The following is a 24,485-nucleotide window of genomic DNA, read 5'->3' on the forward strand; positions in this document are numbered from 1 at the left end:
CGGCCGGAAGCACGCAGCCCATGGTCGTCAACTTTGGGTTGACGATGAAGGTGCGTCAACCTATGGTTGACGCATGACGGAACCTATCCAGATGTCCAACACGGTCAAGCTCGACGACCTGATCCAGGCGATCAAGAAGGCGCACACCGACGCGCTGGACCAGCTCACCGACGCGGTCATCGCCGCCGACCACCTGGGCGAGGTCGCCGACCACCTCATCGGGCACTTCGTCGACCAGGCCCGACGCTCGGGCGCCTCCTGGACCGACATCGGCCGCAGCATGGGGGTCAGCAAGCAGGCCGCGCAGAAGCGCTTCGTGGCGAAGGGCTCGACCGAGGCCGCGGCGCTCGACCCGAGCGCCGGCTTCGGCCGGTTCACGCCCCGCGCCCGCAACGTGGTGATGGCCTCCCAGGAGGAGGCCCGCGCCAGCGGCAACGCCGAGATCGGCTCCGAGCACCTGGTGCTGGGCCTGCTGGCCGAGCCGGAGGCGTTGGCGGCCAGGGTGCTGGCCGGTCGGGGCGTGTCGCCCGAGGCGCTGCGGGAGGCCGTGGCCGCGGTCCTCCCGCCGGCAGCCGACCAGGTCCCGGACCTCATCCCGTACGACGCGCGCGGCAAGAAGGCGCTGGAGCTGACCTTCCGGGAGGCGCTGCGGCTCGGGCACAACTACATCGGCACCGAGCACATCCTGCTCGCGCTGCTCGAGCAGGAGGACGGCGCCGGCGTGCTCACCGACCTCGGCCTGGAGAAGGCGGCCGTCGAGGCCGACCTGCTCACCGCCCTCGCCGCGGCCGTCGCGAAGAAGTGAGCAGGCAGGGTCAGGGCGTCGGAAAGCCGTAACGCAGGGCGTGTTCCGGATCGGTCGGGTCGATCTGGCGCACGCCCGCGTCGGCGAGGCGCTTGTTGACGTCGTCGAGCTGCTCGCGTACCAGTCGGGCCTCCTCCTCGGTGGCCCGTCCCCGGTGTGGCCGGCCGGCGTGTTCCAGCGTGCCGTAGTCGATCTTTTCGGCGCTCTTGCGGGCCTTGGGCGGGCGGACCCGCTCGGCCGTCTTCAGCAGCTGCGCCATCGGTACGTCGGTGGCCATCGCGTCGAACTCGCTGGCGGTCAGCACCACCCGACGGGGCTCGCCACCGCCGTGCCGGTCGTGGATCTCGACAACCGCCACGTCAAGCGCGGCGTCGTCGATGTTCTCCACCTCGACGGGAGTGGCGTCCAGTTGCACGGGCCCGGCGATCAGGTCTGGGTGCTCCAGGACGACGATGCGGACCACCTCGTCGTCGGTCTGCAGAACCGTGCCGCTGAAGTCGGAGACGTGGATCGTCTTCTTGCCCATGCGCGGAGCTACTCCTGTCGTAGGCCGGGTTTCCGGACCAGAAGAAATTACCCGACAGGTGTGCGAAAGCCCGCGTTGGAGGGCTCGGGTGTGTCGTGGGCCGTGCCGGCCGGGTCAGCGGGTGTTGAGGCCGCGCCGGGCGGAGCTGCCGGCGGGCAGCTTGTTCAGCTCCGCCCAGGAGAGGGCGTCTGTCGCACGGGTCCCGCGGTACCGCGGTTGAGCCGGGAAACGGTCGGCGGGCTCCGTTGACCGCCAGAGTCGCTCGGGGTCCTGCTGGTAGCGGTCGTTCGGCTGTATCGGCATGACCATACCGTCCCAAAGAAAGGTGTCCATATATGGAAATACATATGACGGTCGATCGGTGTTGGTGGTTCCGGGGTCGACGAAGGTGATCCAGATCGCCTGGTGCTTATACCCCTAGGGGGTATATGCTGCCGGTCATGGAGAACGCGAACCACACCCGCCTGGCCATCGCCGCGACCCTGCACTGCCTGACCGGCTGCGCCATCGGCGAAGTGCTCGGCATGGTCATCGGCACCGCGCTCGGCTGGTCCGACCTCGCCACCATCGCCCTCGCCGTCGCGCTGGCGTTCGTCTTCGGCTACGCCTTGACGATCCGCCCGGTCCTCCGCTCCGGCCTGCCGCTGGCCCAGGCGATCCGCGTGGCCCTGGTCGCCGACACGGTCAGCATCGCGGTGATGGAGCTGGTGGACAACGGCGTCATGCTCGCCGTGCCCGGCGCCATGCGGGCCGGCCTCGCCGACCCACTGTTCTGGGGCAGCCTGGCCGGGGCGTTGGCGGTGGCCTTTGTGGTCACCGTGCCGGTGAACCGGGCCCTGATCGTCCGGGGGAGAGGGCACGCGGTCGTGCACCAGCACCACCACGGGGGACACCACCCCACCACTCCGACAGGTTCCTAGCCCGGCCGGCCCGGCCTGACCGATCGTCTGCCCGGTCGGGCCGCCCGGCGTACGGTGATCCACGACGGGGCCGGGTGACGGGGAGGTGCACATGCTCGACCGGCGGCTCCAGCTGCATCTCGCCACCTGGCTCGGGCAGTGGCCGGCCCGGCCGGGCCTGCACGTGGTCGCCTCGCACCGCCGGGCCAAACCCGCCTGGGACGGCCGCCTGCGCCCGGCGCTCGCCGTGGACACCGGGCAGAGCGCGGTGCTCTCCGTCCCGCCGGACCGGGTGGCGGCGATCCGCGCGCTGGCCCGGCGCTCACCGGACCGGCTGCTGCCGGCGCTGCCGGAGGCCGTCGGGATGCCCGACTGGTGCGTCCACGACGGTCCCTTCCGGTGGACGCTGGCCCCGGCACCCCTGCCCGACGTGGGGGAGTGGACCGCCTCGACGGCCCCCGGGCTGCCGCCCTGGCTGCGGCTGTTCGACCGGCCGGTGCTGGTGGTCCGCGACGCGGACGGCAACTACCTGGCCGGGGCCGGACTGAAACGGCACGACGCGTACGGGCAGGAGCTGGCCGTCGGCACCGCGCCCGCAGCCCGGGGGCGCGGCCTCGCCCGTCGGCTGGTGGCGCAGGCGGCCCGGCGGGCGCTCGACGAGGGAGCGGTGCCGACCTACCTGCACGAGCGGGACAACCACGCGTCGGCCCGGGTCGCGGAGGCGGCCGGATTCCCGGACCGGGGCTGGCGTGCGTACGGGGTCTATCCGCTCTGAACGGGTGGCGAGGCGGAACCCGTACAGCGGTCGTCGCAGGGCGCGGACCGTGGATCCCGGGCCGGATCCACGGTCCGCAACCTTCCCCCAGGTCCCGGTTACCGGCGACCGGCCGCCCGCTGGGCAGGCCGGTTCGTGACGATCACGCTACGTATGGGACACGCTCGGTGCAAGGTGTGAGCTGTCGGTTCGGAGTGTCGAATAGCGGACTTGACCTGGATCGGAACCCGTCGAGGCATCGGCGAGCCGTGGTGACGCAGAGTGTGGTTGGACCTGGCGACCCCGGGTGTCAGTTGGTCAGGCCGAGCGCCTCGGCGGCCGCCCGGCCGTTGGCGTGGCTCGCGCCGAAGGTGGTGACGAAGGCGCGTACGCCGGTCGGGCGCCACCGGGCCGGCCAGCCCATCTCCACCACGGTGACCGGGTGCTCCGCGGCCAGCTCGGCGATCAGCTCCGGGCCGCCGGGCAGCCGGTGCAGGTGCCGCCCGACCAGCACGATCGGCCGGTCACCGGCCAGCCCGCGCAGCGTCGCCTGGTCGGTCTCGGCGGCGATCACCCGGATCTCCTGCACCCCGTCCAGGTGCGGCCCGAGGCCCCACGGCACCCGGCCCTCGGCCATCGTGGACTCGGTGTGCAGCTGCACCACCAGCGGCTGGCCGAGGCCGGTGAGCACTCCCTCCACCCGCAGGGCCCGGCGCGCCGCCGCGTACCCCAGGTCGGTGTCGGGTGTGGTGGCCGACGCGGCGGCGGCCCGGGTCCAGGCGGCGAGCGCGGCGGCGCGGCCGGCCGCCTCCTCGACCCGGGAGGTCGCCAACCGGCCGTCGTCGAGCGCGTCGACGATCTCGGCGGCGACCCGCTCGACCAGCTCGGCGTCGACCTTCGCGCCGATGCAGAGCAGGTCGGCCCCGGCGGCCAGGGCCCGGACCGCGGCCGGCCCGACACCGCCGGCGGCCACGGCGGCGCCCTTCATCTCCAGCGCGTCGGTGATGACGGTGCCGGTGAAGCCGTACTCGGTGCGGAGCAGGTCGACCAGGACGGCCCGGCTGAAGGTGGCCGGCCCGGTGCCGGTCAGCTCGGGCACCCGGATGTGCGCGGTCATCACGGCGCGCGCCCCGGCGGCGACGACCGCGGCGAACGGCGGCAGGTCCCGCTGGCGCAGCAGGCTCAGCGGGACGTCCACGGTGGGCAGCTCGTGGTGGGAGTCGGTGACGGTGGCGCCGTGGCCGGGGAAGTGCTTGGCGCAGGCGGCGACACCGGCGGCCTGCAGGCCGGTCACGGCGGCGGCCGAGTGGGCGGCCACCCGCACCGGGTCCGCGCCGAACGACCGGGTGCCGATCACCGGGTTGTCGTCGGCCGTGTTCACGTCCACGGTCGGGGCGAGGTTGACGGTGACGCCCAGCGCGGCCAGTTCGGCGCCGATCGCCTGGTAGACCCGTCGGGTGAGCGCCACGTCACCGATCGCGCCGAGAGCGGCGTTGCCGGGGTACGGGCTGCCGGTGGCGTGCGCCAGCCGGGTCACGTCGCCGCCCTCCTCGTCGATGGCGATCAGCACGTCCGCGCGGCCGACGCGCAGGGCGGCGGTGCTCGCCGCGACCTGGGCCGGGTCGTGCACGTTGGTGCCGAAGAGCGTGTGCCCGGCCAGCCCGTCGGCCACCAGGTCGACGGCCCAGTCCGGTGGGACCGGTCCCGGGTACGCGGCGAGCAACGTGCCCAGCGCGAGCCGGCGCAGTCCTGGATCCAGCCCCACGTGATCTTCCCCCTTCGGGTGCCTGGCGGGCACGAACGTCGTACCGGCGGTGGTCGTCGCCCTGCCGGGTCGGCCGAGCGCTCCGCCTCCGGGTGGCCGTTACGCTACGGCTACCCGTTCGCAGGTCGGTTTACAGTTAGCAAAGTTTACTAAAACTAGAGGACGTGGCATGAGTGCGACCCGGCTGCCCGGTACCCCCCGCCTGTTGCGGGCGCTCAACGACCGTGCGGCGCTGGAACTGCTCCTCGAACGCGGCCCGCTGACCCGGGCCCGGCTCGGTGAGCTGACCGGGCTGTCCAAGGTCACCGCCTCCCAGTTGGTGGAGCGGCTGGAGGAGCGCGGCCTGGTCAGCCGCGTCGGCGAACAGGCCGGCGGACGGGGGCCGAACGCCCAGCTCTACGCCGTACGCCCGAGCAGCGCGCACGTGGTCGGGGTGGACGTCGGGCCGGACCGGGTGGTCGCCGCGTGCGCCGACATCACCGGCGCGGTGATCGGGCGGGTGGAGCAGTCCACCCGGGACACCGACGACCCGGTGGGCGTGGTGCACAACGCCGTCGTCCAGGCCGCGAGCAGCGCCCAGGCGCAGCTGAGCAGCGTACGGCGGATCGTGCTCGGCACCCCGGGCCTGGTCGACCCCGGTACCGGTGACATCACCTTCGCCTTCAACCTGCCGCGCTGGCACAGCGGGCTGCTCGCCGCCCTGCGCGACGACCTGCACACGCCGGTGGTCTTCGAGAACGACGTCAACCTGGCCGCGGTGGCCGAGGCCCAGTCCGGCGCCGCGCAGGGGCTGGGCGACTTCGTGCTGGTCTGGGTGGGCGCCGGCGTCGGGCTCGCGATCATGCTGGGCGGGCGGCTGCACCACGGCAGCAGCGGCGCGGCCGGTGAGATCGGCTACCTGCCGGTGCCCGGAGCGCCCATCCCGCGCGACGTCTCCCGTCGCGCCAAGCCGGCCTTCCAGCAGTTGGTCGGCGGGGACTCGGTGCGCGCGATCGCCCGCGAGCACGGCTACCCGGACGTCGATGCCGCCGACGCGGTCCGCGCGGCTGTCGCCGACGGTGCCGGTGGCGGCCCGATGCTCGACGAGTTGGCGCGCCGGCTCGCGCTCGGCGTGGCCAGCACGTGCGTGGTGCTCGACCCGCCGCTGGTGGTGCTCGCCGGTGAGGTCGGTCAGGCCGGTGGCGAGGCGCTCGCCGACCGGGTGCAGCAGGAGGTCGCGGCGATCACGCTGGTCCGGCCGCGGGTGGTGCCCACCGGGCTGACCGAGGAGCCGATCCTGCGCGGTGCGCTGCGCACCGCCCTGGACGCCGTGCGCGACGAGGTGTTCGGCTCCACCGTCGGCTGAGCCCGCTGGCGCGGTCATGTGAAGAAATATTTCACCGCAGGCCGCCGCGCTGCAAGCTCTTGCCGCCTCCGTTCCGGTCCGCCGGGCCGCCCCGAGCAGGGCGGGCGGCCCGGCGGAGGCTCAGATCAGGTCGCGGCGACGGAACACGGCGAACGCCGCCGCGGTCAACCCGCCGGTGAGCAGGAGCAGCACCAGCAGCGACGGCGCCCAGGTCAGCGAATAGAAGCCTTCGCAGTAGCCGCCGCCTGCGGTGTCGCCCCTGCAGATCTGGCTGTCGTAGAACCGCGCCTCACCGGTGAGCCACGCCCCGATGTAGCTGGAGAGCATCAGCTGGTCCGGGCGCGGGGCATCGACGATCTCCAGCACCAGGCGGCCGCCCAGCTCCCACACCACCGCGTACGCGGCGACCGCGCCGAGCGCCGCCGAGGTGTGTCGGCCCAGGGTGGCGATGGCGAAGCCCAGCGCGCTGGCCAGCAGCACCAGCACCATGCCACGGCCGTGCACCGCCCCGAGCGAGCGCCAGAAGTCCCCGCTCAGCCGGCCGGCCAGACCGGCGGTCTGCCCGATCACCCAGAACGTGGCGAGGTAGACCAGGGAGGCCGCCACCGCCAACGCCAGCACCGTGCCCAGCAGGGTGCCCAGCTTGGCGCCCAGCACCGTCATCCGGCGCGGTCGCCAGAGCAGCAGGTTCACCACACCGCCGGAGTTCAGGTCCGCGCCGATGTAGGACGCACCGACCAGGAACCCGAACAGCACCAGGAACGCGATGAGGAAGTAGAGCAAGGGCTCGGCCTGCTGGGCGAAGCTGAACACCCCGGGGAGGAAGTCGGCGGCGATCGGCAGCCGGTCCTGCCGGATCGGGTCGATCTCCGAGCAGTCGGTGGGGAAGTACAGCTCCGAGTCGCTCGGCGGGAGCGTGCCGTTCCGTCGGGCCAGACACTGCTGGAAGTGGGTCTCCATGCTCTGCCGCGCCTCGGTGGCCTGCGCCCGAGCCGAGCTGAGCTCGGCCGCGCTCGGCTTGTGGGAGCCGGCCAGGGTGGTCGCCGCGGTGACCGCGAACGCCAGCGCCAGCAGGACGACCATGAGCTGCACGAAGCGACGCGCGAACAGTCGCTCCAACTCGGCACGCACCAGGTTCACGCGTCCACTCCCCGTTCGAGATCGATCACAGCGTCGCCCTGGCCGCCGGGTGGCAGCGCTGAGTCGTCCACCTGCCGGGGCACCCACGGCTGCCCGGCGCCGGTCAGTTCGAGGAAGACGCTCTCCAGGTCGGGTCGCAGCGGCGTCAGCTCGCCCACCCACAGCCCCTGCTCGCCGAGCAGCTTGCTGATGACCGTGGCGTCGGTCGCCCCGCCCACCACCAGCGTCCCGCCGTCGACGGTCGCCGTCAGCTCGGCGGCGCGCAGCAACTCGGCGGCGCGCTCCGGCTCGGCCACCCGCACCAGGAACTCGTGCCGGTCGTGGCCGGCCAGCACCTCGTCCACGCGGCCGGCCGCCACGCGCCGACCCCGCGAGATGATCGTGACGTGGTCGCAGATCAGCTGGATCTCGGCCAGGATGTGACTGGACACCAGCACCGTCACCCCGGCCGCCGCCAGCGACCGCATCAGGTCCCGCATCTCCCGGATGCCGGCCGGGTCCAACCCGTTCGCCGGCTCGTCGAGGATGAGCAGCTGCGGATCCTTCAGCAGCGCGGACGCCACCGCGAGGCGCTGCTTCATGCCCAGCGAGTAGGCCTTGACCCGTTCGTCGCCCCGGTCGTGCAGGCCCACCAGCTCCAGCACCTCGTCCACCCGTGAGGTCGGCACCCCACCGGCCCGGGCCAGCAGTCGCAGCGTGCGGTGCCCGGTGAAGTTGCCGAAGAACTGCGGGCTCTCCACGATGGCCCCGACCCTGCCGGCCACCCGGGGCAGCAGCTGCGGCGACGGCTCGCCGAGCACCGCCATCCGCCCGCTGTCGGCCCGTACCAGCCCCAGGAGGGCGCGCAGCGTGGTGGTCTTCCCGGAACCGTTGGGGCCCAGGAAGCCATGGATCTGGCCTGTCTCGACCAGCAGGTCGAACCCGTCGACCGCGACCCGTCGACCGTTGCGCAGGCTGTGGAAGGTCTTGCGCAGACCCTCGATCTCGATGACCGCGCTCATCCGCGCGGCTCCGTACCTGGACCGGGCATGGAGGGTCCTCCGGAGGTGGTGATCAACGACACGGCGCTTCACCCTATGGCCGGGGGGCCGCCCGTGGGGGGCACCCCGCGTTGCGTGGTTGGATGGTCGGGTGACTGGTGACCTGACCCCCGGTGCCACCGGCGCCGCATCCGCCGCCGCGCCCGTGGACCCGGATCTGGTGGTCAGCCTCGACAGCGTCGGCGTACGCCGCTCCGGCACCGCCCTGCTGCAGGACCTGACCTGGCGGGTCGAGCTGGACGAGCGCTGGGTGGTGCTCGGCCCCAACGGAGCCGGCAAGACCACCCTGCTCAATCTCGCCGCCGGCCGACTGCACCCCACCACCGGTGTCGCCCACGTGCTCGGTGAGCGGATCGGCCGCACCGACGTCAACGAGCTGCGTACCCGCATCGGGCTCTCCACCGCCGCGCTCGCCGAGCGGCTGCCCGCCGACGAGCAGGTCAGCGACGTGGTGGTGACCGCCGCCTGGTCGGTGGTCGGCCGCTGGCGGGAGAACTACGAGCGCGGCGACGAGGCGCGGGCACGGGCGCTGCTCAGCCAGCTCGGCATCGGCGGTCTCGCCGAGCGCCGCTACGGCACCCTCTCCGAGGGAGAGCGCAAGCGGGTGCAGATCGCCCGCGCGCTGATGACCGACCCGGAGCTGCTGCTGCTCGACGAACCCGCCGCCGGGCTCGACCTGGGTGGGCGGGAGGACCTGGTCGCCCGACTGGCCGAGCTGGCGTACGACCCGGACGCCCCGGCCCTGGTGCTGGTCACCCACCACGTGGAGGAGATCCCGCCGGGGTTCACCCACGCGCTGCTGCTGCGGGAGGGCGGTGTGGTCGCGCAGGGCCTGCTCGCCGAGACGCTGACCGGCGACAACCTCTCCAAGACCTTCGGCCTGCCGCTGGTGGTCGAGCGCTCGGGCGGCCGCTACACCGCCCGCGCCGCCTGATCGCCGGACAGGGCGGGAGGTGACCATGCCGCAGACCCGGGTGGTCGTGGTGGGCAGCGCCAACATGGACCTCGTCGCGATGGCGCCCGCGCTGCCCCGACCGGGCCAGACGATGCTCGGCACCGACTTCGTGATGGTGCCCGGCGGCAAGGGCGCCAACCAGGCCGTCGCCGCGGCCAGGGCCGGCGCCTCCTGCGCCTTCCTCGGCGCGATCGGCTCCGACGCGTTCGGCGTCACCCTCAAGGCCCGGATCACGGCGGCCGGGGTGGACACCGGCCAGCTACGGGTGGTCTACGGCGCGTCCGGGGTGGCGCTGGTGATGGTCAACGCCCAGGGGGAGAACGCCATCGTCGTCACCCCCGGTGCGAACGAGGCGTTGACCGGCCTCACCGAGGAGGAACTGACCACCGTCCGAGCGGCGGACGTCCTGGTCGCCCAGCTGGAGATCCCGGTGCAGACGGTCACCGACGTCGCGGTGGCCGCCCACGCCGCCGGCACCCGGGTCATCCTGAACGCCGCACCGGCCCGGGACGTCCCGCCGGAGCTGTTCGGGGCGGTGGACATGCTGGTCGTCAACGAGGGTGAGGCGCAGGCGTTCACCGGCCGGGGTCGGGAGGACCCGCGGGCACTGCTCGACCTGGTGCCCCGGGCCGTGCTCACCCTCGGTGGCGAGGGCGCCTGGTACGTCGACCGTGAGGGCACCGAGGTGCACGTGCCCGCCGTCCGGGTCGACGTGGTCGACTCCACGGCGGCGGGCGACGCGTTCACCGCCGCGCTGGCCGTCGCCTGGGGCGAGGGACGGGACGTGGTCGACGCGGTGCGCTGGGCGGCGGCGGCCGGAGCTGCCTGCGTACGCCGGCTCGGCGCCTCGGTGGCGCTGCCCCGCCGCGCCGAGATCGACGAGTTGTACGCCCCGGCCTGACCCGCCTCTGCTACGCCGGCCGGGCCGTGGCCGCGCCGGTGCGGAAGGCCCGCCGGTACGCCGACGGCGACGTCAGCATGACCCGGCCGAAGTGGTGGCGGTAGGTGACCGGGGTGTCGAAGCCGACCGCCCCGGCGATCTGCTCGACCGGTGCGTCGGTCTCCTCCAGCAGCGACAGGCTGGCCCGGACCCGCTGGTCGATCAGCCACCGGATCGGGCTGGTCCCGGTGGCCCGGGCGAAGTGCCGCAGGTAGGTGCGGGACGACATGTGCGCCTGCCCGGCGAGCCGGGCCACGGTCAGCGGCTCGGCGAGGTGCGCGAGCGCCCAGTCGATGCTGGCGGCGATCCGGTCGTCGTCCGGGTCGGTGGTCACCGGCGCCTCGACGAACTGGGCCTGCCCACCGTCGCGGTGCGGGGGGATCACCAACCGGCGGGCGACCGCGTTGGCGATCGCCGCACCGTGGTCCCGGCGCACCACGTGCACGCACAGGTCGAGCCCGGCGGCACTGCCGGCGCTGGTGAGCAGGTCACCGTCGTCGAGGTAGAGCACGTCCGGGTCCACCTCGACCCGTGGGTACCGCTGCGCCAGCAGCTCCGCGTACCGCCAGTGGGTGGTGGCCCGTCGCCCGTCCAGCAGCCCGGCGCCGGCGAGCGCGAACGCGCCGGAGCAGATCGACATGATCCGGGCGCCGCGCCGGTGCGCCCGGAGCAGGGCGGTCACCAACTCCGGTGACGGGTCCGCGGTCACGTCGGGCACGCCGGGAACGATCAGCGTCTGCGCCGCCGCCAGCTCCGCCAGGCCGTACGGGGTGTGCAGGCTCGCCCCGCCGACCAGCGGCACCGGCCCGGGCCGTTCGGCGCAGAGCACCAGGTCGTACCAGTCGACGTCGAACTCGGGTCGGGGCAGCCCGAACACCTCGGTGACGATGCCGGTCTCGAACCCGGACATCCCCGGGTACGCGAGCACGGCGACGCGGTGCCCGGCGGCCGGCCGACGGGCCGTCGGCACCGGGAGCGGTTCGGTGGTCACGGCGGAGGTCGACATGGCGGGATGCTAGCGCAGGACGTCGTTCCCGCCACTCGTTCCGGACGGGAACGACGGCCAGGATCGGTGCATGACCTTCACCTTCGCCGTCCCGGCGGCCGATCCGGCCACCGCCACCGCCCACTTTCTCGCCCGGCTCGGTGCCGAGACCGATGTCAGCGACGTGCACGCCGACCTGTCCGCCCGTACTCCCGGGTTGGTGGTCGTGGACTCCCGTGGCGAGGCCGCCTGGGCGCAGGGTCCACCTTCCGGGAGCGGTGCACCTGCCCACCGCCGAGGTCGCCACCCGGGCCGCCGGGCTGATCCCGCCCGGCTCGGCGGTGGTCACCTACTGCTGGGGGCCGGGCTGCAACGGCGCGACCCGGGCCGCGTTGGAGTTCGCCCGGCTCGGCTACGCGGTCAAGGAGATGCTCGGCGGGTTCGAGTACTGGGTGCGGGAGGGGCTGCCGGTGATGACCGCTACCGGGGTGACCCGCCGACCCGTCGACGACCTGACGGCGCCCCGCTCGACGATCACCTGCGACTGCTGAGCCGGCGCGGCGCAGCCTTCGCTGGCCCGCGGAGGCTCAGACGGCCGGGTCGTCGATGAGCTTCTCGCCGCGCCGGCGCAGCATGCCCAGCCCGGGGATGCCGGCCACGGCGAGCTTGAGGTCGCGGGTGACGTCGAGCAGGTCGTGCAGGTCCGGCCCGACCCGGTCGAGGGTGGCCAGGATCGGCAGGATGTCTGCCGTCAGGTGCGCCCTGAGCTTGGGCAGCTCGTCGATCAGGTGGATCGCCGCGGTGATCTCCTCGTGGCTGAGCTGTGCGACGAACCGTTCGGTCATCGGCGCGGCGCGCCGCAGCGCCGGCTCGTACGCCGCCAGCAGCTCGGCCGCCGTGGCCGCCGCCTCCGCCGCGGTGCCCACGGTGACCGCGGCCCGGCCGGCCACCACGTCGGCTTCGGCGACCACCCGGCCGGCCACCCGGGAGACCTGATCGGCCTCCTGGACCACCACGGCGGCGGCCGTCGCCACCTCGGTGGCGGTGTCGATGGCGGTGGTCGCGGCGGCGCTGATCACGGCCACCTCGCGGACCGCCGTCTCGGCGTCGGTGAGCACCCGGTCGGTCCGGCCCAGGGTCGTCTCGATCCGGTCCACGACCCCGTTGATCCGGGCGAGCAGCGCCTCCACCCCGTCCAGCACGGCGAACGCGCGGGCGGGCACGGCGGCGAACGAGGCGGCCGAGCCGAGCGCCTGATCGAGAGCGGACCGGGTCAGGCCGACCATCGCGGCCGGTGTGGGGAGGGGAAGCGCCATGGGATCAAGTGTGACCCGCCCGCACCACAACCGCCCGACGACGCTGCGCCGGCGCGCTGGGTGGAGCGTCGGGAGGGCCGTCCGACGGTAGGGTGCCGGCATGCCGGCACCCCCGCCGCACCGCCCGCCGAGCACCCGGACCGCCGTACTCCTGGGCGTGCTGGCGGTCCTCGCCGCCGGGCTCGGCACGCTGGTGCTGGTGCGGGCGGACGCCGGCCTCACCGCCCGGCAGGTCACCGTCGGCGGCGTGCCGATGACCGAGGTACGCGCCGGCCCGCCGCCGCCCGGCGTGCGGCGACCCGGAGTGGTGATCGCGCACGGCTTCGCCGGGTCGGCCCAGCTGATGCGCCCGATCGCCGACACCGTCGCCCGCAGGGGAGCGGTCGCTCTGCTGTTCGACTTCGCCGGCCACGGCGCGAACCTTGCCCGGCTGTCCGGCGCGGGATGGGAGACCTCCGCCGCCACGCTCGCCGCCGACCTGGACGCAGCCGTCGGCTACCTGCGCTCCCAGCCGGACGTCGACGCCGGCGCGATCGTCCTCGTCGGACACTCGATGGGCGCCGGCGCGGTCACCCGGTACGCCGCGGCACACCCGGAGATCGCCCGGACCGTGGCGATCTCGCTGCCCGACGCCGGCGAACTGCCCCCGGGCCGGCCGGTCGAGCTGCTGCTCATCGTGGGTGCCGCGGAGTTCCCCGCCTTCCGCCGGGCCGCCGACGATGCCTTCCGCCGAGGCGTGGGAACGGACCGACGGGCACCGGTGGTCGTGCCCGCCGCGGAGCACATCTCGGTGCTCTTCGCCGCGCGCACCCACGAGGAGATCGCCGACTGGCTGCCCGGCGCCAGCGGAAGCGCCGCGCCACGACCGCTCGCGCGGCTCGCCGGAGCGGCGTTGCTGGTGGTCGCCTTCGGCGTCGGGTTGGTCCCGCTGGCGGCCCTGCTGCTGCCGCACCGGGCCACCGGCCGCCGATCGCCCGAACCACCCTCCGCCCGAGAGTCGGACGGCCCAGCGCCGCCCGACGACGGGCTGCCGCTCGGCGGCCTGCTCCTGGTCGCGCTGGCACTGCTCGCGGCCGGCGCCGGCGCGGTCGTCGCGGCGGTGCTGCCGACCACCCGGCTTCCGCTCGCGATCGGCGGCTACGTCGCCGGTTTCCTGCTGGTCACCGGAGTGCTGCTGATCGCCGGTCAGTGCTGGCTGCCGGGCCTGTTCGACGCGCCGCGACCGCCGTCCAGCACGGCCGGCGTGGCGGCGGACCGGCGTGCGCCGGTACGGACGGCCGTCGCGGCGCTGGCGCTGACCGGGTACGCCGGCCTCGCCGTCGCGCTGCCGATCCACGCCGGACTCACCTCTGCCCTGCCGGTCGGTGCCCGCTGGTGGCTGCTCCCGCTGGTGGGGGGCGCCTGCCTGCTGTTCCTGCTGGGCGTCGAGCTGGTCGCCGCCGGGAAGACGGGGCGGCACCTGCTGGTCGTCGCGGTCACCGTGCTCGTGCTGACCACGTCGGCGCAGGTCGGTCTGGCCCCCACCTTCGTGCTGCTGGTGGTGCCGCTGTTCGCGCTGCTGCTCGGCTGGCAGGCCGTCTGGGCGACTGTGCTGCGCCGGTACGCCGGCCCGCGCTGGCTGCCGGCCCTGCTGGGTGCGGCCCTGGTCGGCTGGCCGATCGCCACCACCCTGCCGTTGAGCTGACCGGTCGGTTGCTCATCGATGGTTCCCCTGCTGTTCGACGGCACGCTGCACGGCCCGGTAGATCTGCCCGAACCGTAGCGCGTCCGGCGTGCGCAGCAGCAGTTGCTCCCGCCCGTGGTGCTGCACCCACAGCTCGTGCACGTGGCTGCCGCGCTCGTAGGAGCGATCCAGCCAGCCCAACGGGATCTCCAGGAACGGCGTCAACGCCAGCGCCCCCACCGCGCACGCCGCGAGGATGATCAGCGCCATCGTCCAGTTGCCCCGATCCTGCGCCGTATACGCCAGCGAGAGCACACAGACCAGCGCCACCAGGGGCGGCAGCGAGAGCAGCAGGACGAGGACACCCCGGCCGAGCACCCGGCCGCGTACCGCGAGGGTCTTCGGCCCACGCGCGTGCCAGACGTACGTCACGTCGGAGAGGGCGACCACGTGACCGCCTGCCCGGATCGACTCGGAGGTCACCTGCACCGCGTCGTCCCGGTAATAGAGGGTCATCACTAAGCCTAACCACCGCCCGGCAACTCCGCCCGCCACTCGACGGGCAACACCGATTGCCGGGCGCAGGGCTAGCCGGGGCGGTGCGGCGCTCCTTTGGAGCTGAATCGTCTACGACATCCCGGGTAGGTCTCCCGCCCGATTCGTTTACGACATCAGCTCCATAGGCGACGCGGGGGACACGGTCCGTCCGCGCGACGCTCGCCTGCCCGGGTCGTTTCTGCGCTCACCGACAGCGGCGGGCCGCGTAGGGTCGACCGGTGACCGAGCAGGAGCGCAACGTCGAGGTCGTCCGGCGCTATCTGCGTACGTTCGTCACCAGGGACCTCGCCGAGTTGCGGGCGGTGGTCACGGTTTGCTGGCCGGACGGGCCGATCAGGTTCTGACCGTGGGTGCCTAGCGGCGGATGCCGGGGCGGGCCGGCTGGCTGTGCTCGACGGCGCGCTGCACCGCCCGGTAGATCTGACCGAAGCGCAGCGCGTCGCCGGTGTGCAGCAGCCGCACGGGCTGGCCGCGCCAACGCGCCCAGATCTCCAGTTGCCGACTGCCCCGGGCGTACGAGCGGTCCAGGTGTTCGAAGAGGAAGTCGGCGACCGGCCCGACGGCCAGGCCCACCAGCACCGAGGCGCCGACGATCGCGATCGTCACGGTGGGCGAGCGGTGCAGCCAGACGGCCACGCCGATGCCGAGCACGGCCGCGACCAGTGGGCCGGCGAGCGCGGCGCCGATCGCGCCCCGCCCGACGAGCACCCGCCAGGAGCGGCTGCCCCGGCGGTGCCAGATCATGGTGATGTCGGCCAGCGCGTAGCTGCGGCCGTCCACCCGCACCGCGGTGGAGGTGACCTGCACCGACCTGTCGTCGTAATAAGTGACCATGGCTGGACTCCCGCCCACGGGGCTGACACCAGACTACTTACCCCAACGAGCCGGGTCGTAAGGTTGGCACGCGACTTCGACGAGGAAGTGAGGGCAGCGTGGGCGAGTTCGTTCGGCTGGAGACCAGGGACGGCATCGGCACCATCCGGCTGGAGCGGCCGCCGATGAACGCGCTCAACACCCAGGTGCAGGAGGAGTTGCGCGCCGCCGCCACGGCGGCCACCGACGACCCCGAGGTCCGCGCCGTCATCGTGTACGGCGGGGAGAAGGTCTTCGCCGCCGGCGCCGACATCAAGCAGATGGCCGAGATGTCCTACGTGGACATGGCCGACCGGGCGGCGAACCTGTCCAGCGCGCTCGGCGCGATCGCCCGGATTCCCAAGCCGGTCGTGGCCGCGATCACCGGCTACGCCCTCGGCGGCGGCTGTGAGTTGGCGCTGGCCTGCGACTGGCGGGTGGTGGCCGAGGACGCCAAGCTCGGCCAGCCGGAGATCAAGCTGGGCATCATCCCCGGCGCGGGCGGCACCCAGCGGCTGGCCCGGCTGGTCGGCCCGGCCCGGGCCAAGGATCTGATCATGTCCGGGCGGATGGTGGACGCCCAGGAGGCGCTGCGGATCGGCCTGGCCGACAAGGTCGTCCCGGCCGCCGAGGTCTACGAGGCGGCGGTCGCGCTGGTGACGCCGTACCTGAACGGGCCGATGCAGGCGCTGCGCGCGGCGAAGCTGGCGGTCGACGGCGGCCTGGACATGGACCTGAACTCGGGCCTGGCCTGGGAGAGTCAGCTCTTCGCGGCGCTCTTCGCCACCGACGACCGGCGTGAGGGCATGGCGGCCTTCGTCGAGAAGCGCAAGCCGGGCTTCACCGGCCGCTGACCGGAGGGGGCCGGCGGTGCGTGTCGCCGGCCCCGACGGTGAGCCGAGAGCAGTTCACATTCTGCCTACCGGCCAGTAGCGTGGGGCTTCGGTCATGAGCGACGAAGGGGAGCGGCAATGACGGAGCGGATCGAAGGTCACGGCGGGGAGCTGGCGCTCGCGGCGCTACGGGCGTACGGGGTGCGCGAGATGTTCACCCTCTCCGGTGGCCACGTCTTCCCGCTCTACGACGCCGCGCACAAGAACGACTTCCCGATCTACGACGTCCGGCACGAGCAGTCCGCGGTCTTCGCCGCCGAGGCGGTGGCCAAGCTCCAGCGCCGTCCCGGCCTCGCCGTGCTCACGGCCGGTCCCGGTGTCACCAATGGCATCTCCGGCATGACCAGCGCCTACTTCAACGCGTCCCCGGTGCTGGTGCTCGGTGGCCGGGCGCCCGCGTTCCGCTGGGGCTCGGGCAGCCTCCAGGAGATGGACCACCTGCCGCTGGTCGCCCCCGTCACCAAGCACGCCGAGACGGTGTTCAGCACCGACGACATCCCGCGCGCCGTGGGTGCCGCGCTCACCGCCGCGCTCACCCCGCACCGCGGGCCGGCCTTCCTCGACTTCCCGCTGGAGACGGTCTTCTCCGTCGCCGAGGCGGAGCTGCCCGCCGTGTCGGGCGTCGACCCGGTCGAGCCGGACCCGGAGGAGGTGGCCCGCGCCGCGGCGCTGATCGCCGGGGCGCAGCGGCCGGTCATCATCGCCGGCTCCGACGTGTACGCCGGCGACGCGGTGGCCGCGCTGCGCGAAGCGGCCGAGGCGCTGCAGGTGCCGGTCTTCACCAACGGCATGGGCCGCGGCTCGCTCCCGCCGGAGCACCCGCTCGCCTTCGCCAAGGCGCGCCGGGCCGCGCTCTCCGGCGCCGACGTGGTCGTGGTGGTCGGCACCCCGCTCGACTTCCGGCTCAGCTTCGGTGACTTCGGCGACGCCAAGGTGGTGCACATCGTCGACGCGCCCAGCCAACGGGCCGGGCACGTGCAGCCGGCCGCCGCGCCCGCCGGTGACCTGCGCCTGATCCTCTCCGCGCTGGCCGACCATGCCGGTGACCGGACCGACCACTCCGGCTGGATCGCCGACCTGCGCGCCGCCGAGGACGCGGCCCGGGCCCGCGACGCTGCCGAGATGGCCGCCGAGACCGACCCGATCCGGCCCGCCCGGATCTACGGCGAGCTGCGCCGGGTGCTGGCCCGTGACGCGATCACCATCGGCGACGGCGGTGACTTCGTCTCGTACGCCGGGCGGTACCTGGAGCCGGCCCAGCCCGGCACCTGGCTGGACCCGGGGCCGTACGGCTGCCTGGGCACCGGCATGGGCTACGCCATGGGCGCCCGGGTCAGCCACCCGGACCGGCAGATCTGCGTGCTGATGGGCGACGGCGCCGCCGGCTTCTCGCTGATGGACGTCGAGTCGCTGGTCCGCCAGAAGCTGCCGGTCGTGATCGTGGTCGGCAACAACGGCATCTGGGGGCTGGAGAAGCACCCCATGCAGGCCATGTACGGCTACGACGTGGCCGCCGACCTCCAGCCGGAGCTGCGCTACGACAAGGTGGTCAGCGCGCTGGGCGGTGCGGGGGAGACGGTCGCCAAGGCCGCCGATCTGGGTCCGGCGTTGCAGCGGGCGTTCGACGCCGGCGTGCCGTACCTGGTCAACGTGCTCACGGACCCGACCGACGCGTACCCCCGGTCGTCGAACCTCGCCTGAGTCGCACCCGCCGCGCCGTCGCCCGCCCAGCGGGGGGCGGCGCGGCGTCTTCCCCCAGCTAAATCAGCGGAATGTCGGCGCCGGTCGTCGTAACGTCAGCCCGGGACCGGCGGGCTGTCAGCCCTGTCGCCCATGGTGGTGTGACCACCGAAGACGACAGGAGTTGCGATGGACTACGCGATCCGCGCCGAAGGTCTGGTGCGGCGTTTCGGCGCCACCACGGCTCTCGCCGGCGTCGACCTGGCGGTCCCGACCGGGAGTGTCTTCGGCCTGCTCGGGCCGAACGGCGCCGGCAAGACCACGGCGGTACGGGTGCTCGCCACCCTCCTGCGCCCCGACGAGGGGCACGCCACGGTGGGCGGCTTCGACGTCGTCCGCGACGCCCATCGGGTGCGTCAGCTGATCGGCCTGACCGGCCAGTACGCCTCGGTCGACGAGACCCTGACCGGCGCGGAGAACCTGCTGCTGATCGGCCGGCTGCTCGGGCTGAGCCGGGTCGACGCCAAGCAGCGCGCCCGCCAACTGCTCACCGACTTCCAGCTCAGCGACGCCGCCGACCGGGCCGCGAAGACCTACTCCGGCGGCATGCGGCGCCGGCTGGACCTGGCCGCGAGCCTGGTCGGCCGGCCACAGGTGCTCTTCCTCGACGAGCCGACCACCGGCCTGGACCCGCGCAGCCGCAACGACCTGTGGGACATCGTCCGCACCCTGGTCGCCGACGGGGTGACGGTGCTGCTCACCACGCAGTACCTGGAGGAGGCCGACCAGCTCGCCGGGGAGATCGCGGTGGTCGACCACGGCCGGGTGATCGCCCAGGGCACGCCGGAGGAGCTGAAGGCCAAGACGGGCGGGCAGACCCTGACCGTCCGGCCCACCGACGCCACCAACCTCGGGGCGGTGGTCGCCATCGCCGGCGAGGTGTCCGGTGCGACGCCCGAGGTGGCTCAGAACGCGGTCACCGTCGCGGTGAACGACCCCAGCGTCCTGCCCGCCGTGGTGAGCCGCCTCGACGCCGCCGGGATCCCGGTCGCGGAGCTGGCGCTGCGCGGCGCCAGCCTGGACGAGGTCTTCCTCTCGCTCACCGGCCACCGGGCCGAGGACGCCCCGGCCGACACCGACCTGGAAAGGACGTCGGCATGACCGCCGCCACCCTGACCCCCGCACTGTCGCCGGCCCGCCGGCTCGGTCCCGCCGCGGGGCTGCGGCACACGTTCACGCTGGCGTGGCGCAGCCTGGTGCAGATCAAGCACAACCCGATGGAGCTGCTCGACCTGAGCATCCAGCCGGTGATGTTCGTGCTGCTGTTCACCTATGTCTTCGGCACGGCCATCGCCGGCTCCTCCGGCGAGTACCTGACCTTCATGCTGCCCGGCATCATGGTGCAGAACGCGCTCTTCGCGACCATGACGACCGGGTTCGGCCTGAACAACGACCTCACCAAGGGCGTCTTCGACCGGCTGCGCGCGCTGCCGATCGCCCGGTGGGCGCCGCTGGCCGGCCGGATCCTCGCCGACACCGTCAAGCAGGCCTGGTCGATCGCGCTGCTGCTCGGCGTCGGGGCCGTCCTGGGCTTCCGGGTCGGCAACGGGGTGCTCGGGGTGGTCGGGGCGTTCGCGCTGCTGCTGGCGTTCACGCTGGCCGCGTCCTGGATCTCGGTGCTGGTCGGGGTGCTGGTCAGCGAGCCCGACAAGGTGCAGATCTTCGGCTTCATGGTGATCTTTCCGCTGACCTTCACCAGCAACATCTTCGTGCCCACCGACCGGATGCCGGGTTGGTTGCAGAACTGGGTGGAGGTCAACCCGGTGACCGTGGTGGCCGACGCGCTGCGCGGGCTCCTGGTCGGCGGCCCGGTGGCCGGCCCGGTGCTCCAGACGCTGCTGTGGGGCTTCGGCATCGCGGTGATCTTCGCGCCGCTGGCGGTGCGCGGGCTCAAGCGTCGGGTCTGACCCACGCCGGCGCGAGCGCTGGCACGGCGGAGCCGTGAGTCACACCTCGGGCCGGTCACCCTCACGCGGCGGCTCGCCGTCGCGGCGGCGCAGGTCGTCCTCGCGGCGGCGGAGGTCTTCCTCCCACTGGCGGAAGAGCTCCTGATCCGACTGTTGGGCGCGCTCCTGCACGGAGCGGAGGAACTCCGGGTCGTCGTCGGGGGCGAGCGGGCGGCGGCTCGGCCGCTCGGCGGGGCGGTTGCCGGCCGGCCCGGCCTTGCGGGCGCCGGAGCCGGGCTCCCGGCCGGCAACGAACCAGGCGATCGAACCGACCAGCGGGAAGAACAGGATGATCAGCACCCAGGCGATCCGGGGCAGGGCACGGATCTGGCCCTCCTCGGCGGAGAGGCAGCTGATCAGCGCGCAGACGGCGAGGACGATCTGCACGAGGAAGAGGAGTACGTACAACCGGGCCATACGCCTATCATGGCGCACCCCGTCCCGTCACCACAGTCCGCGAACCACCAGCAGCGCACCCAGCAGCGCGAGCGCGACGGTGGCCAGCGCGACCAGGGGCAGGGTCCGGCCGCCGGCACGTGCGGGTCCCGTGCCGGTGCCCCGGGGCCAGCAGAGGACCAGCGCCGCTCCCCACACCAGGACGGCGACGCCGGCGATCAGCGTGTCGGTCGGCTCGCCGGTCGACCCGAGCCGGACGGCCAGCGCGGTCACCAGGCTCAGCGCGAGCCCGGTGCGTCGCCAGGCCAGTCGGGTCCGTTCCGGTTGCAGCCCCGGGTCCCGCCCGGCACCCGCCAGCCCGCCCGAGCCGCCAGTCACGACGCGCCGACGGCCCGGGCCAGCACCGCGATGACCAGCAGCACCGCGCCGGCTCCGATGGTGAGGGCGAGGACGGCGGGGAAGCGGGAGGCGGGCAGCTCCTGACCGAGCCGGATGGCCCGTTCGTTACGCGCCCAGTGGTCCACGGCGCGGACCGCGACGGTGGCGCCGAGCAGCAGCAACGCGACCGCGATCACCTCCCGCAGGTGGGTCAGCGGCAGCGGTGGCAGGAACTGCGCGGCGGCCAGCCCGCCGCCGACCAGCGCCAGGCCGGTACGCAGCCAGGCGAGGAAGGTCCGCTCGTTGGCCAGGGAGAACCGGTAGTCCGGTGGCTCGCCGACCGAGCGTAGGTCCCTCGGGTCGAACCACCTCCTGATCGCCTCCCACACGCTGCCGATTATCCGCTTCCCCCGCGGCTTAACCTGAGCCGGTGACCGATCTTGATGTGATGACGCTGCGGACCGCCTACGACAACCAGCTCCGCCCGGAGATCCCGGACCCGGTCCCGGCCGGGGTGACGGTGGAGCGGGACGGGCCGCTGGTCCGGATCGTCGGGCTGGACGCGGGTGGGTTTCTCACCTACCGCGACCTCGGCGGGCTGACCGGCGACGAGCTGGACGCGCTGATCGCCCGGCAGGTGGAGCTGTTCCGCGAGCGCGGCCAGTCGGTGGAGTGGAAGCTCAACGAGCACGACGAACCCGCGGACCTGGCCGACCGGTTGCGCGCCGCCGGCTTCGTGCCGGAGGAGCGGGAGACCGTGGTGATCGGCCCGGTCGCGCCGCTGGCCGCCGCGCTGCCGGTCGCACCCGAGGGGGTACGCCTGCGTGAGGTGACCAGCCGGGCCGACCTGGAGCGGATCGCCGCCATGGAGGAGGAGGTCTGGCAGGAGGACCGTTCGCACCTCGTCTGGGGGCTGGCCAAGGAGATCGACGCCGACCCGCACTCGATCACCGTGGTGGTGGCCGAGGCGGGCGAGACGGTGGTGAGCGCGGGCTGGGTGCGTTTCCCGGCGAACACCGGCTTCGCCACCCTGTGGGGTGGATCCACCCTGCCGCAGTGGCGGCGCAAGGGCATCTACCGGGCGCTGGTCACCTACCGGGCGCGGTTGGCCGACCAGAGGGGTCGGACGCTGCTGCAGGTCGACGCGTCGGAGGACAGCCGGCCGATCCTCCAGCGACTCGGCCTCGTCCCGGTCACCACCACCACCCCGTACGTCTACACTCCGTGATCATGGAGCAGCGGTTGACGGACGAGGAGCGGCTGACGCTCAAGACCGGTGCCTTCGGCGCCGTCTTCCTGGTCGCCAACGCGGATCCGGGCATGCTGGGCGTGATCCGGGAGAGTGTCGCCGCCTCGGGCGCGCTGGCTGGGGCCAGCGGGGTGGTCAAGGACGCGCTGACCAGCGGTCCGCTGCCCCGGATGCCCCGGGACTCCCAGCTGGAGATCGAGTCGGTGGTGCTGCCGGCGCTCAACCGGGCGGTGCGGATCCTGCGCGAGAAGTCACCGGGGGACGTGGACGCGTACCGCACGGTGGTGTTGAGCGCGGCGGACCGGGTGGCGCGGGCGCACGACGGGGTGGCCCCGGCGGAGGCGGCGGTCATCGACCGGATCCGGGAGGCGCTGGCCGACCCGGCCTGACCGGGCCCGGACGGCTGGTTCACGCTGGTGAGCTGTGTCACTCGGAGTGCCCGGGGGCAGCATGCTACTGGCAGGTAACATTGCGCCGTGGGCAACTGCACAGCAGCCCGCGGTTGACCGGGCGTCGACCGACGCGCGAGGCTGCGCCCAACCGGGCGAGCGAATCGCATCACCACACAGGAGGGTCGTCGAAGCGCGATGAATATCGTCGTACTCGTCAAGCAGGTGCCTGATTCGGGCGCGGACCGCAACCTGCGCAATGACGACAACACCGTCGACCGCGGTTCGGCGAACAACGTGATCAACGAGATGGACGAGTACGCCATCGAGGAGGCGCTGAAGATCAAGGAGGCGCACGGTGGCGAGGTCACGATCCTGACCATGGGTCCGGACCGGGCGACCGAGTCGATCCGCAAGGCGCTCTCCATGGGCCCGGACAAGGCCGTGCACGTGGTGGACGACGCCCTGCACGGCTCCTGCGCGGTGGCCACCTCGAAGGTGCTCGCCGCCGCGCTGGGCCAGCTCAACGCCGACCTGGTGATCTGCGGCGCCGAATCCACCGACGGCCGGGTCCAGGTCATGCCGCACATGATCGCCGAGCGGCTCGGCGTCGCGGCGCTCACCGGCGCCCGCAAGCTCACCGTCGACGGCGGCACGCTGACCGTCGAGCGGCAGACCGAGGAGGGCTACGAGGTGATCACCGCCGCCACCCCGGCCGTCGTCTCCGTGTGGGACACCATCAACGAGCCGCGCTACCCCTCCTTCAAGGGCATCATGGCCGCCAAGAAGAAGCCGGTGCAGACGCTCTCCCTGGCCGACCTCGGCGTCGCGCCGACCGAGGTGGGCTTCGACGGCGCCACCAGCGCCGTCGTCGAGCACAGCAAGCGCCCGCCGCGCTCCGGCGGCGCCAAGATCACCGACGAGGGCGAGGGCGGCGTCAAGCTGGTCGAGTTCCTCGCTACCGAGAAGTTCGTGTGAGAGCGGGGTCTGGACATGTCTGAGGTTCTCGTCGTCGTCGAAGCCACCAAGGAATTCGGCGTCAAGAAGGTCACCCTGGAGATGCTCACCCTCGCCCGCAAGCTGGGCACCCCGAGCGCGGTGGTGCTCGGTGGCGCCGGCGCCGCGGAGGCGCTGAGCGCCAAGCTGGGCGAGTACGGCGCGGAGAAGATCTACGCGGCCGAGGGTGACGAGATCGACGGCTACCTGGTGGCTCCCAAGGCCACCGTGCTGGCCGAGCTGGTCAAGCGGGTGCAGCCGGCCGCCGTGCTGCTGGCGTCGGCCCAGGAGGGCAAGGAGATCGCCGCCCGCCTCGCCGTCAAGCTGGACAACGGCATCCTGACCGACGTCGTCGGCTTGGCCGCCGACGGCACCGCCACCCAGGTCGCCTTCGCCGGTTCCACCATCGTCAAGTCCAAGGTCACCCGGGGCCTGCCGCTGGTCACCGTCCGGCCCAACTCGGTCACCCCGAGCCCGGCGGCGGCCACCCCGGCGATCGAGCAGCTCACCGTGTCGGTCAGCGACACCGACAAGCTGGCCAAGGTCGTCGAGCGGGTCGCCGAGCAGAAGGGCTCCCGCCCCGAGCTGACCGAGGCCGGCGTGGTCGTCTCCGGTGGTCGTGGTGTCGGCAACGCCGACAACTTCAAGCTGGTCGAGGAGCTGGCCGACCTGCTCGGCGGCGCCGTCGGCGCGTCCCGCGCCGCGGTCGACTCCGGCTTCTACCCGCACCAGTTCCAGGTGGGCCAGACCGGCAAGACGGTCTCCCCGCAGCTCTACGTCGCGCTCGGCATCTCCGGTGCCATCCAGCACCGGGCCGGCATGCAGACCTCGAAGACCATCGTCGCGGTCAACAAGGACGACGAGGCGCCGATCTTCGAGCTGGCCGACTTCGGTGTGGTGGGCGACCTGTTCAAGATCGTCCCGCAGGCTGCCGAGGAGATCCGCAAGCGCAAGT

Annotated in this window: 29 protein-coding genes; 17 read left to right on the top strand and 12 right to left on the bottom strand. The window is 73.2% G+C overall.

Going from position 1 to position 24,485, the window contains the following annotated elements; translation table 11 throughout:
• Positions 1-73: 73 nt before the first annotated feature.
• Positions 74-805 (top strand): Clp protease N-terminal domain-containing protein, encoded by a 732-nt coding sequence (locus tag M8C17_RS31260; protein WP_252420320.1) that lies wholly within the window; start codon positions 74-76, stop codon positions 803-805.
• 10 nt (positions 806-815) lie between these two features.
• On the opposite strand, the gene M8C17_RS31265 is transcribed toward M8C17_RS31260, so the two are convergent.
• Both M8C17_RS31265 and M8C17_RS31270 read right to left on the bottom strand, forming a co-directional pair.
• The gene (locus M8C17_RS31265; protein ID WP_252420321.1) at positions 816-1,331 is read right to left on the bottom strand and encodes a hypothetical protein; all 516 of its coding nucleotides are present in this window, start codon (positions 1,329-1,331) and stop codon (positions 816-818) included.
• 114 nt (positions 1,332-1,445) lie between these two features.
• Complete coding sequence (locus M8C17_RS31270) at positions 1,446-1,634, bottom strand: DNA repair protein (protein ID WP_252420322.1); 189 nt, start codon at positions 1,632-1,634, stop codon at positions 1,446-1,448.
• Between the two features lie 137 nt (positions 1,635-1,771).
• Between M8C17_RS31270 and M8C17_RS31275 the strand changes: the two genes are divergently transcribed.
• Both M8C17_RS31275 and M8C17_RS31280 read left to right on the top strand, forming a co-directional pair.
• Positions 1,772-2,251, top strand: coding sequence for a DUF4396 domain-containing protein (locus M8C17_RS31275; protein WP_252420323.1), 480 nt, complete (start codon positions 1,772-1,774; stop codon positions 2,249-2,251).
• Between the two features lie 91 nt (positions 2,252-2,342).
• The gene (locus M8C17_RS31280) at positions 2,343-3,005 is read left to right on the top strand and encodes a GNAT family N-acetyltransferase (protein ID WP_252420324.1); all 663 of its coding nucleotides are present in this window, start codon (positions 2,343-2,345) and stop codon (positions 3,003-3,005) included.
• A gap of 289 nt (positions 3,006-3,294) precedes the next feature.
• Here the strand turns inward: M8C17_RS31280 and M8C17_RS31285 are convergent, their stop codons facing one another.
• Positions 3,295-4,749, bottom strand: coding sequence for a glycoside hydrolase family 3 N-terminal domain-containing protein (locus M8C17_RS31285; protein ID WP_252420325.1), 1,455 nt, complete (start codon positions 4,747-4,749; stop codon positions 3,295-3,297).
• 169 nt (positions 4,750-4,918) lie between these two features.
• On the opposite strand from M8C17_RS31285, the gene M8C17_RS31290 reads away from it, so the two are divergent.
• Positions 4,919-6,094, top strand: coding sequence for an ROK family transcriptional regulator (locus M8C17_RS31290; protein WP_252420327.1), 1,176 nt, complete (start codon positions 4,919-4,921; stop codon positions 6,092-6,094).
• A gap of 120 nt (positions 6,095-6,214) precedes the next feature.
• Here M8C17_RS31290 and M8C17_RS31295 read toward each other — a convergent pair whose 3' ends face one another.
• Both M8C17_RS31295 and M8C17_RS31300 read right to left on the bottom strand, forming a co-directional pair.
• The gene (locus M8C17_RS31295) at positions 6,215-7,234 is read right to left on the bottom strand and encodes an ABC transporter permease subunit (RefSeq protein WP_252420329.1); all 1,020 of its coding nucleotides are present in this window, start codon (positions 7,232-7,234) and stop codon (positions 6,215-6,217) included.
• Positions 7,231-8,235 carry an ABC transporter ATP-binding protein gene (locus M8C17_RS31300; RefSeq protein WP_252420331.1) on the bottom strand — a complete coding sequence of 335 codons (1,005 nt, stop codon included), beginning with the start codon at positions 8,233-8,235 and terminating at the stop codon, positions 7,231-7,233. Before M8C17_RS31300 ends, M8C17_RS31295 begins: the two co-directional genes overlap by 4 nt.
• Before the next feature lie 130 nt (positions 8,236-8,365).
• Here M8C17_RS31300 and M8C17_RS31305 point away from each other — a divergent pair, with 130 nt between their 5' ends.
• Complete coding sequence (locus M8C17_RS31305; RefSeq protein ID WP_252420333.1) at positions 8,366-9,208, top strand: ABC transporter ATP-binding protein; 843 nt, start codon at positions 8,366-8,368, stop codon at positions 9,206-9,208.
• 25 nt (positions 9,209-9,233) lie between these two features.
• The gene (locus M8C17_RS31310; protein ID WP_252420335.1) at positions 9,234-10,130 is read left to right on the top strand and encodes a ribokinase; all 897 of its coding nucleotides are present in this window, start codon (positions 9,234-9,236) and stop codon (positions 10,128-10,130) included.
• Between the two features lie 10 nt (positions 10,131-10,140).
• Here M8C17_RS31310 and ftrA read toward each other — a convergent pair whose 3' ends face one another.
• Positions 10,141-11,175 carry a transcriptional regulator FtrA gene (gene ftrA / locus M8C17_RS31315; protein ID WP_256483753.1) on the bottom strand — a complete coding sequence of 345 codons (1,035 nt, stop codon included), beginning with the start codon at positions 11,173-11,175 and terminating at the stop codon, positions 10,141-10,143.
• A gap of 257 nt (positions 11,176-11,432) precedes the next feature.
• On the opposite strand from ftrA, the gene M8C17_RS32380 reads away from it, so the two are divergent.
• Positions 11,433-11,705 (top strand): hypothetical protein, encoded by a 273-nt coding sequence (locus tag M8C17_RS32380; RefSeq protein WP_374559784.1) that lies wholly within the window; start codon positions 11,433-11,435, stop codon positions 11,703-11,705.
• A gap of 36 nt (positions 11,706-11,741) precedes the next feature.
• Here the strand turns inward: M8C17_RS32380 and M8C17_RS31325 are convergent, their stop codons facing one another.
• Positions 11,742-12,470: a hypothetical protein gene (locus tag M8C17_RS31325; protein WP_252420337.1), complete on the bottom strand. Its 729-nt coding sequence runs from the start codon at positions 12,468-12,470 to the stop codon at positions 11,742-11,744.
• A gap of 100 nt (positions 12,471-12,570) precedes the next feature.
• On the opposite strand from M8C17_RS31325, the gene M8C17_RS31330 reads away from it, so the two are divergent.
• Positions 12,571-14,154, top strand: a complete 1,584-nt coding sequence (locus tag M8C17_RS31330; protein ID WP_252420339.1) for an alpha/beta fold hydrolase — start codon at positions 12,571-12,573, stop codon at positions 14,152-14,154.
• A 12-nt stretch (positions 14,155-14,166) separates the two neighbouring features.
• Here the strand turns inward: M8C17_RS31330 and M8C17_RS31335 are convergent, their stop codons facing one another.
• The gene (locus tag M8C17_RS31335) at positions 14,167-14,649 is read right to left on the bottom strand and encodes a DUF6232 family protein (protein WP_252420341.1); all 483 of its coding nucleotides are present in this window, start codon (positions 14,647-14,649) and stop codon (positions 14,167-14,169) included.
• Between the two features lie 260 nt (positions 14,650-14,909).
• Between M8C17_RS31335 and M8C17_RS32005 the strand changes: the two genes are divergently transcribed.
• Complete coding sequence (locus M8C17_RS32005) at positions 14,910-15,035, top strand: hypothetical protein (RefSeq protein ID WP_256483754.1); 126 nt, start codon at positions 14,910-14,912, stop codon at positions 15,033-15,035.
• Positions 15,036-15,045: 10 nt separating this feature from the next.
• Here the strand turns inward: M8C17_RS32005 and M8C17_RS31340 are convergent, their stop codons facing one another.
• Entirely contained in the window at positions 15,046-15,525 is a 480-nt protein-coding gene (locus M8C17_RS31340; RefSeq protein WP_252420343.1) for a DUF6232 family protein, read from the bottom strand.
• 98 nt (positions 15,526-15,623) lie between these two features.
• Here M8C17_RS31340 and M8C17_RS31345 point away from each other — a divergent pair, with 98 nt between their 5' ends.
• The 4 genes from M8C17_RS31345 (at position 15,624) to M8C17_RS31360 (ending at position 20,083) form a co-directional block, all read left to right on the top strand.
• Entirely contained in the window at positions 15,624-16,397 is a 774-nt protein-coding gene (locus tag M8C17_RS31345) for an enoyl-CoA hydratase/isomerase family protein (protein ID WP_252420345.1), read from the top strand.
• Between the two features lie 117 nt (positions 16,398-16,514).
• Entirely contained in the window at positions 16,515-18,137 is a 1,623-nt protein-coding gene (locus M8C17_RS31350; RefSeq protein ID WP_252420347.1) for an acetolactate synthase, read from the top strand.
• A gap of 168 nt (positions 18,138-18,305) precedes the next feature.
• On the top strand, positions 18,306-19,277 hold the full coding sequence (locus tag M8C17_RS31355; protein WP_252420349.1) for an ATP-binding cassette domain-containing protein: 972 nt from the start codon (positions 18,306-18,308) through the stop codon (positions 19,275-19,277).
• Positions 19,274-20,083, top strand: a complete 810-nt coding sequence (locus tag M8C17_RS31360; protein ID WP_252420351.1) for an ABC transporter permease — start codon at positions 19,274-19,276, stop codon at positions 20,081-20,083. Before M8C17_RS31355 ends, M8C17_RS31360 begins: the two co-directional genes overlap by 4 nt.
• 39 nt (positions 20,084-20,122) lie before the next feature.
• Here M8C17_RS31360 and M8C17_RS31365 read toward each other — a convergent pair whose 3' ends face one another.
• Genes M8C17_RS31365 through M8C17_RS31375 form a run of 3 tightly spaced genes read right to left on the bottom strand, consistent with a single transcriptional unit; the run spans position 20,123 to position 21,285 of the window.
• A complete protein-coding gene (locus M8C17_RS31365; protein ID WP_252420353.1) occupies positions 20,123-20,539 on the bottom strand; it encodes a PLD nuclease N-terminal domain-containing protein in 417 nt (138 codons plus the stop codon).
• A 27-nt stretch (positions 20,540-20,566) separates the two neighbouring features.
• Complete coding sequence (locus M8C17_RS31370) at positions 20,567-20,896, bottom strand: DUF202 domain-containing protein (RefSeq protein WP_252420355.1); 330 nt, start codon at positions 20,894-20,896, stop codon at positions 20,567-20,569.
• A complete protein-coding gene (locus M8C17_RS31375) occupies positions 20,893-21,285 on the bottom strand; it encodes a DUF202 domain-containing protein (protein WP_252420357.1) in 393 nt (130 codons plus the stop codon). Before M8C17_RS31375 ends, M8C17_RS31370 begins: the two co-directional genes overlap by 4 nt.
• 41 nt (positions 21,286-21,326) lie before the next feature.
• Between M8C17_RS31375 and M8C17_RS31380 the strand changes: the two genes are divergently transcribed.
• The 4 genes from M8C17_RS31380 to M8C17_RS31395 form a co-directional block, all read left to right on the top strand.
• A complete protein-coding gene (locus M8C17_RS31380) occupies positions 21,327-22,124 on the top strand; it encodes a GNAT family N-acetyltransferase (protein WP_252420359.1) in 798 nt (265 codons plus the stop codon).
• Positions 22,121-22,534, top strand: coding sequence for a hypothetical protein (locus M8C17_RS31385; protein ID WP_252420361.1), 414 nt, complete (start codon positions 22,121-22,123; stop codon positions 22,532-22,534). The genes M8C17_RS31380 and M8C17_RS31385 overlap by 4 nt, the downstream gene beginning before the upstream one ends.
• Positions 22,535-22,732: 198 nt before the next feature.
• Positions 22,733-23,512 (top strand): electron transfer flavoprotein subunit beta/FixA family protein, encoded by a 780-nt coding sequence (locus M8C17_RS31390; RefSeq protein WP_252420363.1) that lies wholly within the window; start codon positions 22,733-22,735, stop codon positions 23,510-23,512.
• A 15-nt stretch (positions 23,513-23,527) separates the two neighbouring features.
• On the top strand, positions 23,528-24,485 hold a 958-nt coding region (locus tag M8C17_RS31395; RefSeq protein ID WP_252420365.1), incomplete at its 3' end, for an electron transfer flavoprotein subunit alpha/FixB family protein.

The organism is Micromonospora sp. RHAY321, assembly GCF_023896955.1.
GTDB lineage: Bacteria > Actinomycetota > Actinomycetes > Mycobacteriales > Micromonosporaceae > Micromonospora.